The organism is Peptoclostridium litorale DSM 5388, from assembly GCF_900141635.1.
GTDB lineage: Bacteria > Bacillota > Clostridia > Peptostreptococcales > Peptostreptococcaceae > Peptoclostridium > Peptoclostridium litorale.
In genome coordinates, this window is sequence record NZ_FSRH01000001.1 from 93,720 (window position 1) to 106,339 (window position 12,620).

The 12,620-nt window shown below is 42.0% G+C and carries 11 protein-coding genes and 1 riboswitch; of the genes, 6 read left to right on the forward strand and 5 right to left on the reverse strand.

The genetic code is table 11. The annotated features are described in order from the left end of the window. Positions 1-161: 161 nt before the first annotated feature. Positions 162-1,538, forward strand: a complete 1,377-nt coding sequence (locus BUQ87_RS00400; RefSeq protein ID WP_038261226.1) for a pyridoxal phosphate-dependent decarboxylase family protein — start codon at positions 162-164, stop codon at positions 1,536-1,538. A 173-nt stretch (positions 1,539-1,711) separates the two neighbouring features. Here the strand turns inward: BUQ87_RS00400 and BUQ87_RS00405 are convergent, their stop codons facing one another. Together BUQ87_RS00405 and BUQ87_RS00410 are read right to left on the reverse strand one after the other, a co-directional pair. Then, positions 1,712-2,407, reverse strand: a complete 696-nt coding sequence (locus tag BUQ87_RS00405) for a response regulator transcription factor (protein WP_456299551.1) — start codon at positions 2,405-2,407, stop codon at positions 1,712-1,714. Beyond that, positions 2,373-3,878 carry a sensor histidine kinase gene (locus BUQ87_RS00410; RefSeq protein ID WP_038261223.1) on the reverse strand — a complete coding sequence of 502 codons (1,506 nt, stop codon included), beginning with the start codon at positions 3,876-3,878 and terminating at the stop codon, positions 2,373-2,375. The genes BUQ87_RS00405 and BUQ87_RS00410 overlap by 35 nt, the downstream gene beginning before the upstream one ends. A 171-nt stretch (positions 3,879-4,049) precedes the next feature. On the opposite strand from BUQ87_RS00410, the gene pgsA reads away from it, so the two are divergent. From pgsA to BUQ87_RS00425, 3 genes are all read left to right on the forward strand, one after another. Then, entirely contained in the window at positions 4,050-4,562 is a 513-nt protein-coding gene (gene pgsA / locus BUQ87_RS00415; RefSeq protein WP_038261220.1) for a CDP-diacylglycerol--glycerol-3-phosphate 3-phosphatidyltransferase, read from the forward strand. A gap of 99 nt (positions 4,563-4,661) precedes the next feature. Beyond that, positions 4,662-5,699, forward strand: coding sequence for a peptide-methionine (S)-S-oxide reductase MsrA (gene msrA / locus BUQ87_RS00420; RefSeq protein WP_038261652.1), 1,038 nt, complete (start codon positions 4,662-4,664; stop codon positions 5,697-5,699). Between the two features lie 9 nt (positions 5,700-5,708). Beyond that, on the forward strand, positions 5,709-6,290 hold the full coding sequence (locus tag BUQ87_RS00425) for a flavodoxin family protein (protein WP_038261217.1): 582 nt from the start codon (positions 5,709-5,711) through the stop codon (positions 6,288-6,290). A 94-nt stretch (positions 6,291-6,384) separates the two neighbouring features. Here BUQ87_RS00425 and BUQ87_RS00430 read toward each other — a convergent pair whose 3' ends face one another. Together BUQ87_RS00430 and BUQ87_RS00435 are read right to left on the reverse strand one after the other, a co-directional pair. After that, on the reverse strand, positions 6,385-7,740 hold the full coding sequence (locus BUQ87_RS00430; RefSeq protein ID WP_408635087.1) for a PFL family protein: 1,356 nt from the start codon (positions 7,738-7,740) through the stop codon (positions 6,385-6,387). Between the two features lie 19 nt (positions 7,741-7,759). Further along, positions 7,760-8,029 carry an ACT domain-containing protein gene (locus tag BUQ87_RS00435; protein WP_038261210.1) on the reverse strand — a complete coding sequence of 90 codons (270 nt, stop codon included), beginning with the start codon at positions 8,027-8,029 and terminating at the stop codon, positions 7,760-7,762. A 163-nt stretch (positions 8,030-8,192) separates the two neighbouring features. Continuing rightward, positions 8,193-8,284, reverse strand: a riboswitch (glycine riboswitch). A gap of 215 nt (positions 8,285-8,499) precedes the next feature. On the opposite strand from BUQ87_RS00435, the gene BUQ87_RS00440 reads away from it, so the two are divergent. Beyond that, on the forward strand, positions 8,500-10,290 hold the full coding sequence (locus tag BUQ87_RS00440) for a thiamine pyrophosphate-dependent enzyme (RefSeq protein WP_242943746.1): 1,791 nt from the start codon (positions 8,500-8,502) through the stop codon (positions 10,288-10,290). Positions 10,291-10,301: 11 nt separating this feature from the next. Next, positions 10,302-10,895 carry an indolepyruvate oxidoreductase subunit beta gene (locus tag BUQ87_RS00445; protein WP_038261209.1) on the forward strand — a complete coding sequence of 198 codons (594 nt, stop codon included), beginning with the start codon at positions 10,302-10,304 and terminating at the stop codon, positions 10,893-10,895. 79 nt (positions 10,896-10,974) lie between these two features. Here the strand turns inward: BUQ87_RS00445 and BUQ87_RS00450 are convergent, their stop codons facing one another. After that, positions 10,975-12,423 (reverse strand): alanine/glycine:cation symporter family protein, encoded by a 1,449-nt coding sequence (locus BUQ87_RS00450; protein ID WP_077216429.1) that lies wholly within the window; start codon positions 12,421-12,423, stop codon positions 10,975-10,977. Positions 12,424-12,620: the final 197 nt, after the last annotated feature.

The following is a 12,620-nucleotide window of genomic DNA, read 5'->3' on the forward strand; positions in this document are numbered from 1 at the left end:
TCATACAAGAATTATGATAATTTTAAGCTTTGCATCAGAGCATAGTGCATGAACAGAATTTTGGCTAGTGCAGATTGAAATATATGTGTAAAAAAGAGGATTGATGATAAAATGTAAATAGATGTATTAATTCCAATTTTAAAATATTCGGAGGTGGCGATGTGCTAAGTCTTGAAAAGTTTGATGAATACTTGGATATGGTCTCTAATACAATAAAGGAATATCAAAGAGACATATCTACTGGAAGGGTTGTTCCGAAGACTTCGAGAAATGACATTGAGAAGCTTTTATTTGAAGAGCTCCCAGTCGAAGGCCTCAGCGCAAATGATGTAATAAAGCAGTTCAAGGATAAGGTCATACCGAATTCTACGAAAGTGGGAAGCTCGAGGTTTCTCTCGTGGATAATAACGAGCCCTTCTCAGGCGGGGATACTTGGGGAAATTGCAAACATAGGGATAAGCCAGGCCCCTTTTAATTTCACGGCGGGCCCTGCGGCCACTGTAGTAGAGGAAATGGTGATAAGCTGGATGGCGCAGCTCTTTGGATATGGAAAGGAGTCAGGGGGGATTCTTGTAAGCGGGGGAAGCATATCTACCCTTACGGCACTTGGAGCCGCAAGGGAAGCTTTTCTGCCTGGAAGCGCCCAGGATGGGATTCAAGCTGTTTCAAAGCCCCTTACCCTATATACATCGCAAAAAGCACATTCGTCTATAGACAAGGCCGTGGGAGTTATGGGAATCGGAAAGAAAATGCTCAGGAAAGTGGCCGTGGATGACGACTTTAGGATAGACGTTCAAGACCTTGAAGGGCGCATAGAGAATGACATCAAAAACAGCTTCAGGCCATTTTGCATAATAGCTCAGGCTGGAACATCGCTTTGTGGCGCTGTCGACGACATAGAGGCGCTTTCTGGCATTGCAAAGAAATATGGAATATGGCTTCATGTCGATGGAGCATACGGAGGAGGGGCCATACTTTCAAAAAGGGGGAGAGAGCTTCTAAAGGGGATAGAAAAGGCCGATTCAATATCGGTGGACCCCCACAAGTGGTTTTTTGTTCCAGCTGAGGCGGGATGCGTGCTTGTAAAAGAAAGGAGGCATCTTTACAATGCATACAGTACAGGCATTGCAGAGTTTGACGCTGATGCCCCCATAAACTATATTGACTACGGAATACAGTCGACTAGGACTTCAAGGGCCATAAAGACGTGGTTTGCCCTTAAGACTTACGGAATCAGAAAGCTTTCCCAGGTTGTGGATGTGAACATGGACAATGCATATTATTTTGCAGGCGAGATCGGAAAAATGGACGGGGTGAGACTTTTAAACAGGCCCCAGACAAGCGCTGTATGCTTTTCATTTGGCAGTGCTTCTGAAAACATGGAATTTTTAAGCGAAATAGAAGAAGAGTTTTTCATATCTCCCGCAAGCCTAAAGGGAGAGCACTGCTTAAGGGCTTGCTTTTCGAATTACAGGACTACAATTGAAGAAGTCGACCTTCTGCTGTCTATGATAAGAAGGTTTGCAGCAGGGGATTAACAGGCTGAATATGAATGAATAAATAAAATAAAAGTCTGAAAAACATAGTTTTTCAGACTTTTATTTTAATATTGTGTTTGCAGTTTCAATGTCAGATTGCAGGTTTACTCAACAAGGTCTGCATAGAATAAACCGCTCATGGTCAATTTAACGGGCAAGAGACCTGTTTATAGTCAAATTTTGAATCTGTAGCCCACACCCCATATGGTCTCTATGTACCTTGGATTTGAAGAATCTGACTCGACCTTCTCCCTTATCTTTCGTATGTGCACTGTCACGGTGGATATGTCGCCAAGAGAGTCCACGCCCCATATTCTTTCAAATATTTCATTCTTGCTAAACACCCTGTCTGGGTTTGAGGCCAGAAGAAGCAGTATGTCGAATTCCTTTGTCGAAAGGTGAAGCTCTTCATTGTCAACAGTCACACGCCTTGAGAATTTGTCAATGAAAAGGCCGTTCACTTCTATGGTGTCCGCACTCGAAGAGTTTTTGTTTGTAAGCCTATCATATCGTTCGATGTGGGCTTTCACCCTGGCAACAAGCTCGCTTGGGCTGAATGGCTTTGTTATATAGTCATCGGCTCCGATCCCCAGTCCTCTTATCTTGTCTATGCCTTCCCCTTTTGCAGACACCATGAGTATGGGTATGTCAATCTCCGATCTCAGTGACTTGCATATGTGAAACCCGTCTATTTCGGGAAGCATTATGTCCAGGATTATAAGGTCGTATTCATTTTTTCTTGCAAGATTTAGCCCCTCTATCCCTGTAAGGCTTATTTCAACGCTATAGCCGCTCATTTCAAGGTAGTCTTTTTCGAGCTCTGCTATGCTCAAATCATCCTCTATTATAAGTATCCTTTTCAATTTCAATATTACCATCCTCCAATTTTTTTCTAAGCGTGAAATACATGCTTGTTCCACTGCCGTAGTGGCTTTTTGCCCATATATCTCCGCCGTGAGTGCTTATTATCTGTTTTGATATTGCAAGGCCGATTCCACTTCCTGGAACAATTGTGTTTCTTGACTCATCAGCTCTGTAGAACCTGTCGAATATGAAGGGCAGAGATTCTTCTGGAATACCCATCCCGTTGTCATGTATTCCTATTTTGACCATTTCATGGCATTCGTCAAGTGTTATCCAAATCTTTGGGATTCCCTTATCCATGTATTTGAGTGCGTTTGTTATTATGTTTGTGAAAACCCTCCTTAGCTTTTCGGGGTCTGCAATTACTACCGGGCTTGCAGCCGGTTTTTCAAATCCGAGTGTCCCATTTCTCTTTTCAACGGCAAGGCTCAGGTCCTCAACGCAAAAATCAATATAGTCGCATATGTCTATGTCCTTGAAATTGAATGAAACCTTTCCAAGGTCAAGCCTTGAACATGTGAACACCTCGCCTATCATCACTTCCATTTCAGAAGCCTTTTTATATATTATATCCATATATTTTTCAAGCTTTTCAGGTGAATTTGCTATTCCATCGCGTATTCCCTCTATATGTCCTTTTATTGACATTATAGGCGTTTTTAAATCGTGTGATATGTTTGCTATAATGTTTTGCCTGTCCTTTTCATATTTCATGTGGAGGTGAAGCATATCTTTAAGCCGCTTTCTCATATCCTCGAAAGCTATGCCGAGCTCCCCTATTTCATCATCAGAAAAAGGGTCTATGCTGAAATTAAGATTTCCATTTTTGATTTCCTGTGAAGCCATTTTAAGTCTTTGAAGCGGCAGGGCTATGCTTTTGTGCATGAAATAAGTTATTATTCCCGAGGTGAATAGTATTGCAAATGATATTATAAGTGAAAACTTAGTTCGCATATGCCCCATAGCGGCATGCAGCAACTTTGTATCTAGCACTACAAACATGCTGTATTCTGAACCGTCGTCAAGATAAAAATCATGCTGTGAAATCAGCATGTACTGCTTATCAGAGACAAAAAAATGATTTTCCTCAAAAGGCTCTTTGAATTTTGGAAGATATATCTTTCCGATTGAATCTTTTATTATGTCCGAGCTGTATACGATATCATCACTGTTTCTAATAAGCACTCCGCTGTGTATTTCGGCGAGGTCGGATTCAAATGACTTTAAAAATTCCACGGCTTCCTGTGAATCAGGATCATTTGCAAATTCCAAATCGGCTATATTTATCCTTCTTGTTATACTCTCCTGTACGGCAAATATGTTGCTGAGCATGGAGTATGGGTTGGTTGAAGTATTGCCTTCGCCTATTGAATTAAAAACTCTAATATTGACAAAATAGTTGAGAAATATCATAAGGGTCATTGATATGAGTGTCATTGCTATGTAAGACATTTGCAGTCTTTTTTTTATTGTCATTGTAACCTCCTGTTTGCATTATAGGTGCTTTACTTATAATAATAGACTTTTTTTATGAACATTTAAATAAGCAAATATTAAAATTTTATTAAAATGCCATAAATACAGCCACTGCTGTGGAAATTAGTGATGAAAGGGTAAGATTAAAATAAAGGGAAAAGAGGAGAACATATGACCATACCAAACATGCTAACAATATTCAGAATGCTTCTCGTTCCGGTTTTCGCATTTTTATTTCTTTCAGATATGAAGCTGCAGGCGATGCTGGTGTTTGCACTTGCGGGGATAACAGATGTGCTTGATGGATGGGTGGCAAGAAAATTCGAAATGGAAAGCGATATTGGAAAGCTCCTAGATCCGCTTGCTGACAAGATGATGACTCTTTGTGTTGTTGGAGTGCTTGCATATGTGGGGTATTTGCCAAATTGGATTATTATTGTATTTGTGGCAAAGGAAGTTATCATGATAATAGGATCATCCATGCTATACAAGAAAGAGGTTGTAGTACAGTCTAATATATTCGGAAAACTGGCTACTGTGTTTTTTTACGCCGCAGTTTTCACGCTGTATTTCAGCCCGGGCATCGGACTTGTGATCATGTATATTGCTGCAGTGGCATCTGTTTTGGCACTTTTAAACTATATCGTGGTCTATAAAAGGCACGGCGAAAAGTTTGGAGGATGATATATTATGAGTATTAAAAAACTTGTAGCGTTGGCCTTAGTAGTTGCATTAGTTTCATATTTTGCATACAACAATTTTATAATTGAAAGGAGACTGGACATGAAAAAGGCGAAAGTAGACATAAACGATGAAAGGTACGATAAGGCGACTTTTGCAGGGGGGTGCTTTTGGTGCATGGAGGCAGCCCTTGAGAAGGTGGACGGGGTTGAGGAAGTCATATCGGGATATACTGGAGGGGATGCTGCAAATCCTTCTTATGAGGAGGTGTCGTCCGGAACGACAGGGCACTATGAAGCTGTCCAGGTAATATATGACCCTGAAAAAGTCTCATACGAGCAGATACTCCATGTGTTTTGGAGGCAGATAGATCCTACTGATTCCGGAGGCCAGTTTGCGGACAGAGGTAGCCAGTACAGGAGTGCGATATTCTATCAAGACGAAGAGCAAAGAGAAAAGGCTCAAAAGTCGAAGGAGGAGATTGGAAAGTCGGGTGTATTTGACGGGACTATAGTTACTGAAATTCTTCCGGCAAGCGAGTTCTATCCCGCAGAGGAATACCATCAGGACTACTATATAAAAAATCCCGTAAGATACAACATATACACTCAGGGCTCGGGAAGAAAAGGCTTTTTGAAAAAGCAGTGGGAGGGGATAGAAGAAGACCATGTTTTCCCTGAAGGAGAGGGTGATGACTCGTCAAGATACAAGGATTTTGACAAGGAAAAAAGGCTTGAAGAGCTTACAGAGCTGCAGTACAAGGTCACGCAAAAAAGCGGAACTGAAAGGGCTTTTGAAAATGAGTACTGGGACAACAAGGAAGAAGGAATATACGTTGACATAGTGTCGGGAGAGCCGCTTTTCAGCTCCATTGACAAATACGCTTCGGGAACTGGATGGCCAAGCTTTTCAAAAGCGCTTGAACCTGGTAACATAGTAGAAAGAGAGGACAGGGGGCTTTTTATGAAGAGGATAGAAGTCAGGAGCAAGTATGGGGATTCCCATCTGGGGCATGTGTTCCCTGACGGTCCAGAGCCTTCGGGACTCAGGTACTGCATGAATTCGGCGGCCCTGAGGTTCATACCTAAGGATGAGCTTGAAAAGGAGGGCTATGCTGAATATAAGAAACTTTTTGAGTAGGAGGAATTTATGAAGGCAAATGTAATATTTCACAGTGTTTGCGGAAACACTTATATAATGGCAAAAATGATTCATGAAAAACTAAATGGGCATGGAATAGATTCATCTCTTTTCCGTGTGCAAGACGAAAATATAGACAAGATAGCCGGAATGTTCGAAGTCGCAAGGGAGCATCTGGACGAAATAAAGGCAGTGCCTGTTGCAAGTGCAAAAGACGCGCTTGATTGCGACTATATTTTCATGGGATGCCCGACGTATTTCGGTAACGTGTCGGGCCAGATGAAGCTTTACATGGATTCGCTTTGTGATTTCTGGGTGGATGCGAAGCTCTACGGCACAAAGCTTATATCATTTACAACATGCGGAACTCCAGAAGGCGGAGGAGACTTTTGCCTTGGCGCTATAAACACATTTGCACATCATATGGGCATGATTCCAATGCCTGTGCCTTCAAACCTGATTCCGGGGAAAAGCCTTCCAGCATACGGTCTTATGCACTACACGGGGGATATGTCGGATTTGAGGCCTTGTGAAGACGCTGAAAAGGCCATATCTGCCATCGTAGAAATGGTAGCAGGAGGCAGGATTTAAGAGTTAAAGTAGAAGTGTTCTGCTTAGCGATATAAAAAACAGGAAACTTTCGCAAACTGCGAAAGCTTCCTGTTTTTTATATTAAAGCTGTTTTTTAGCTTTTAAAGCTGTGAACAGGAGCTGGAATCCTTCCGCCCCTCATTATGAAGTCATTGCTCGAAAATTTATTGACCCCTATTATGGGGGCTTCTCCGAGGAGCCCTCCAAATGTTGCATGTTCACCTACGGATTTGCCGTATACTGGGATTAGCCTTACAGCTGTGGTCTTGTGGTTTATCACGCCTATTGCCGCTTCATCCGCAATTATTGCTGAAATGGTCTCGGCGCTCGTGTCGCCAGGAATAGCTATCATGTCAAGGCCTACAGAGCACACACATGTCATTGCCTCAAGCTTTTCAAGTGTGAGTGAGCCGCTCTTGACTGCATCTATCATTCCCTCATCCTCGCTTACAGGTATGAATGCACCGCTCAGCCCACCTACATGAGAAGATGCCATTATGCCCCCCTTTTTCACGGCATCATTTAAAAGAGCAAGGGCTGCTGTTGTTCCATGGGTTCCGCATTTTTCAAGCCCCATCTCCTCTAGTATTCTTGCTATGCTGTCTCCAACAGCTGGAGTGGGCGCTAGTGAAAGGTCTACTATTCCAAAGGGGACGTTAAGCCTTTTTGCAGCTTCGTTTGCGACAAGCTGTCCCGCTCTGGTTATTTTAAACGATGTCTTTTTTATTGTGTCGGCAACTATATCGAATGGCTCTCCTTTTACCTGTTCAAGAGCAGATTTTACAACTCCAGGACCGCTCACTCCAACATTTATTATGCATTCGGCCTCTCCAGGTCCGTGGAATGCGCCGGCCATGAAGGGATTGTCTTCCACTGCATTTGCAAATACAACCAGCTTTGCACAGCCTATACTATCGCTATCCTTAGTCAGATATGCCGTCTGCTTTACTATATCTCCCATCATTTTAACCGCATCCATGTTTATACCGCTTCTAGTGCAACCGATGTTCACTGACGAACAGACTATGTCAGTTTCAGACAAGGCCCTTGGAATAGATGATATAAGGGCCCTGTCGCTTGATGAGAAACCCTTTTGGACAAGCGCTGAAAAACCACCTATAAAGTCAACCCCTACTGCCTTTGCAGCCTTGTCCAATGTCTTTGCCATTTTCACATAATCCTCTTCGTCAGTCGAATGGCAAAACAGCGAAACGGGCGTTATTGATATCCTCTTGTTTATTATGGGTATTCCATATTCTGATTCTATATCCCTTCCTACAGACACCAGGTTCTGGGCAAGACTTGTTATCTTGTCGTATGTCTTTGCGCAACACTTGTCTATATTGCCATCGGCACAGTCAAAAAGTGATATTCCCATTGTTATTGTTCTTATGTCGAGCTTTTCGCGTTCTATCATTTTTATTGTCTGAAGTATATTGTCCATTGTCATCATAATTACCACCCCTTAATTATAGCCTGTGCATTGAATTGAATATGTCTTCATGCTGTACTTTTATTGAAACTCCAAGCTCAGACCCTTTTTCCTCTAAAAGTTCTTTCAATCTTTCGAGCTCCACTTCCATTTTTGAAAGGTCAACAAGCATAACCATTGTAAAATAATCCTGCAGAATTGTCTGGCTTATGTCAAGTATATTGACCCTGTTTTGCGCCAGGACTTCAGTGACACCGTGTATTATACCTATGTTGTCTTTTCCTATTACGGTTATAAAAGCTTTCATTTCATATCCCTCCACTTGAATATTTATATATTTGTTTTCCAAGAATCAAAAAGAGACCATATAGTCAATGGTCTCTGGAGGAACAGCGTGATGCGGCGCAAAAACTGGTTGCAGCTTTTAATACAGTATACAATATTAAAAGCTACTGAAAACGCGATATACGCCATCATTCTCTGTCCTTTTACCTGAGAGTTTCACCGCATTTGCGGCTTTCCCCTTCGGTGTCCATATAAGGATCTCTCCAGAGCTCCGTCCAAAGGCAGTTTACTTATTGTATTCTGCCCTCTTCAGCCGGAAGACTTGTATTGAATTGGAATACTAAGTATTCTAACACATGAACTTATACAACGCAATATTAAATTTTATTCGTGATGTGAAAACGAGAAAGCCATAAATATATTTAGAGTAAAGCATCCCAAATGGGTATATATGTATTTAAATAATATGCTTAAAATACAAGAGGTGATTATATGATGGATGAAAATAAGGTTCTCATGACCGGAAACCAGGCCATAGCCAGGGGGTTTTATGAGGCGGGAGGACAAGTGGCTTCGAGCTATCCTGGTTCTCCAACGGTGGACATACTCCAAAGTGTAAAAGATAATTACAAAGCTGAGATATACTCGGAGTTTTCTGTAAATGAAAAGGTTGCCCTTGAAGTTGCAATTGGAGCATCTTTTTCGGGCGCAAGGGCTATGGTGAGCATGAAGCATGTGGGCGTTAACATAGCTGCAGACCCGATGATGACATTTACCCAAAGTGGTACCAATGGTGGTTTTCTTCTTGTCACCGGTGACGACCCGGGAATGGCAAGTTCTCAAAATGAGCAGGACAACAGGATAATGGGAAAATTCGCAAACATGGCCATACTGGACCCTTCGGACAGCCAGGAGGCCAAGGAGTTTACAAAACTTGCCCTAAAAGTCAGCGAGGAGAATTCAACGCCAGTAATGCTGAGGATAACAAGCAGGCTCTGCCACAGCAGAAGCGCAGTCGAGCTTTGCGAAAGGTTTGAGCCCGAACCTGACGGATTTGAAAAAGACAAGTCGAACTTCAACATGATACCTCCAAACACTTTTGAAAAGCAGCACAGCATGAAAAGTAGGATAGAAAAACTGCAGCAAAAGGCAGTAAATATGGATATAAACATATTTGAGGAGTCAAAAAACAAGGACTTCCTGATAATAACGTCGGGGATTGTATATAACAACATCAAGGAGCTTGGACTAGATATTCCAATATACAAGCTCGGAATGATATATCCTTTGCCGATAGACAAGATAAGAGAGCTTTCCAGTGAATATAAGAATATTATAGTGATAGAGGAGATGACTCCATTTATCGAAAATGAACTTAAAATAAATGGAATATCCTGCGAAGGGAAGAAATACTTCTCGTTTACGGGAGAACTCGGAATAGAAGAGATAGAAATGGGGCTTAAGGAAGCCGGCGTTGTAAAAGAGGTCAAGTATGCTTTGAAGAAGAATGACCATGCAGTTCCAAGGCTGCCCATGTTTTGCGCTGGATGCCCTCACAGGCCGGTATTTGACATACTCAAAAAATCAGGAAAGACTGTGGTAGGAGACATAGGCTGCTATTCACTTGCAGCTATTTTCCCGCTGGAGGTTTTGGACGTTGAAATAAGCATGGGGTCTTCACTCGGAATAATGAAGGGGATAGCCAAGGCAAATGCTTTAAGGGGGAAGGCGGAACCCATTGTAGCCGTAATAGGTGACGGGACGTTTTTCCACTCAGGCATGACTGGCATGGTCAATATGCTTCACCAGATTGATCCGAAAGACAACATGACAATAATAATACTGAATAACGGAACCACCGCCATGACAGGAGGACAGCATACTGCAAGCTCTGGAAGCTATTCAAAAGAGGACGATATGAATGTGGACATGAGAAAACTTCTTGAAGGAATGGGTTTTGACAGGGTGAAAATTGTAGACCAGTTTAAATACAAAAGTGCCAAGGAGACAATAGAGGCGGAGATGAAACACAACGGGCTTTCAGTAATAATAACCACAAGGCCTTGCGCACTCAAATTCAAGGTCAAAGAGCCGCAGTTTTATGTTGATCCGCAAGTGTGCATAGGCTGCAGGAAATGTGTAAAGACAAACTGCCCGCCGATACAGATGAAAAAATACGAGGGCATTGAAAAGCTCAAATCTTCAATAAATCCGGACATGTGCGTAGGATGCTCAGTATGCGCGCAGGTATGTCCGGTAAATGCAATTAAAAGGTCTAAATAGGGGGGATTTGCTTGAAAAGTTACAATATAATTCTTGCTGGAGTTGGAGGCCAAGGCCTTGTCCTTACGACAAAGCTGATATGCGAGGCTGCATTTGCCTATGGATACGACGTAAAGAGCAATGACGTGATAGGGCTCTCACAAAGGGGAGGCAAGGTCTGGGGAAGCGTAAAGATGTCAGAAAAAGTGTTTTCTCCCAACATACCAGCTGGAGAAGCAGATATACTGCTTGCGCTTGAAGCGCTTGAGGGTGACAGGTGGAGCACGTACATTAAAAAAGACGGACTTATAATAATGAATACGGCAAAGATACCACCAGCCCACGTGATGGCTGAGGTGGAAGAGTATCCTCAGGACATAGAAGAGAGGCTTGCCGAAAGCTTCAATATTGAGACGATGGACGCCTCGTCAGAGGGAAAGGTGCTTGGCTCAGACAAAATCGCAAACACTTTTTTGGTTGGTATGATGGCAAAGCACATGGAAATACCGAACGAGATATGGGAGGAAGCGATAAAAAACAATGTGCCTTCCAAATATCTATATATGAACCTTCGGGCATTTGAAATAGGATATGGTAGATATGCTGTAAACCACACATGTGATTGAATCGGATGAAATGTCGCTTATTTGAATATTTTTTTGAATATAAAAAATCCAGCACGGGAATTCCCGTGCTGGATTTTTATTACCTTGTCATTTTTTTCTTTTTGAGATTTGTTCCGTCTTTATATTCCCAGCAAGTTGCATTTTCTATGCCGGGAATGCTGTCCTTAAAAAATACAGGATCGATGCCGAGCCTTTTTTGCGCGGCATAGTCACCTAGTGCGTCAAATGCCTTGTTTGCAAGGAAGAATATCGCAACAAGATTTATAAGAGCCATGGCTCCCATGAAAAGGTCTGCCATATCCCAGACTATCTGTATTTCCGATCTTGCACCGAACATCACCATTGAAACCACTGATATTCTATATGCAAGAAGCCATGCTTTATTCGTGTTCATGAACTCTATGTTCGTCTCCCCGTAGTAGTAGTTTCCAACTATCGAGCTAAATGCAAAAAGGAGTATGCATAGTGCTATGAAGTTGTTTCCCCACGGACCTACCTGAGAGCTCAGTGCGGCCTGAGTAAGTTGTATTCCGGCTAGCGTTTTATCTGTATACATACCTGAAAGAAGTATTATTGAAGCCGTTGCGCTGCATATTAATATTGTATCAGTAAAAACGCCAAGAGTCTGTATGAGTCCCTGTTTTACAGGGTGAGATACGCCTGCCGTGGCTGCGGCATTTGGAGCACTTCCCATTCCCGCTTCATTTGAAAAGAGTCCTCTTTTTATACCCATCATAACAGCGGCGCCCATTCCTCCGCCTGCTGCAGATTTGAATTCAAATGCATTGCTCATTATAAGAGAAAATACTGAAGGTATACTTGAAAAATTCTTCACTAGCACAAAAAGTGCAACTAGTACATAGCTTACAGCCATTATAGGTACTATTATTTCAGTAACCTTTGCAATCCTCTTTACTCCCCCGAAAATAATAAATCCAGTGGCGGCTGCAAGAACTAGGCCTATTATGTTTCTGTCCACACCGAAAGCTTTTTCAAATGCAAATGATATTGTATTTGACTGTACCGAGTTAAATATAAGTCCAAAAGACACCGTTATGAGTACTGAAAATACAATTCCAAGACCTCTTTTACCAAGTGCTGTCTCCATGTAATATGCCGGGCCGCCTCTAAAGCCGTGCTTATCACTTACCTTGTATATCTGAGCAAGGGTACTTTCGACAAAGCTTGAAGCCGCTCCGATAAAGGCTATTAGCCACATCCAAAATACTGCGCCGGGACCTCCAAGTGAAATTGCTATTGCAACTCCGGCAAGATTTCCCGTACCAACCCTTGAGGCCGTACTTATGCAAAATGCTTGGAATGAAGAAACTCCCTTTTTCTCTTCTGACGATATGCTGTCGCTGGCTCCGTCGCCAAGAAGTCTGAACATGTCCCCTAGAAACCTGAACTGTACAAATCCGGATTTTATTGTAAAATATATACCAAGAACAATAAGAAGTGCTATTAGAACGTACGACCAAAGAATATTGTTGCAATAAGATACTATTTTTTCAATGATATTAATCATTAAATAATCAACTCCTTTTAAAAATTTAATTGCGTATTAGAGAGGCACACTGCAGGGGTAAAACGTTAGAATTGGTGGACAAATTATTACACACCATACAATTCTAACAAAATATACTGCCAATATCAATTTATTTTGATTTATTTAATATTTGCGATTGTTCCGAAAAATATAGGCGGCTATTATGTGAAGGCGGG

Coding starts and splice junctions, on each gene's coding strand:
- BUQ87_RS00410 (WP_038261223.1), bottom strand. CDS start 3,878: ATGACAATAAAAAAAAGACTGCAAATGTCTTACATAGCAATGACACTC.
- BUQ87_RS00435 (WP_038261210.1), bottom strand. CDS start 8,029: ATGAAAGCTTTTATAACCGTAATAGGAAAAGACAACATAGGTATAATA.
- BUQ87_RS00430 (WP_408635087.1), bottom strand. CDS start 7,740: ATGACAATGGACAATATACTTCAGACAATAAAAATGATAGAACGCGAA.
- BUQ87_RS00450 (WP_077216429.1), bottom strand. CDS start 12,423: ATGATTAATATCATTGAAAAAATAGTATCTTATTGCAACAATATTCTT.
- BUQ87_RS00425 (WP_038261217.1), top strand. CDS start 5,709: ATGAAGGCAAATGTAATATTTCACAGTGTTTGCGGAAACACTTATATA.
- BUQ87_RS00440 (WP_242943746.1), top strand. CDS start 8,500: ATGATGGATGAAAATAAGGTTCTCATGACCGGAAACCAGGCCATAGCC.
- msrA (WP_038261652.1), top strand. CDS start 4,662: ATGAAAAAGGCGAAAGTAGACATAAACGATGAAAGGTACGATAAGGCG.
- pgsA (WP_038261220.1), top strand. CDS start 4,050: ATGACCATACCAAACATGCTAACAATATTCAGAATGCTTCTCGTTCCG.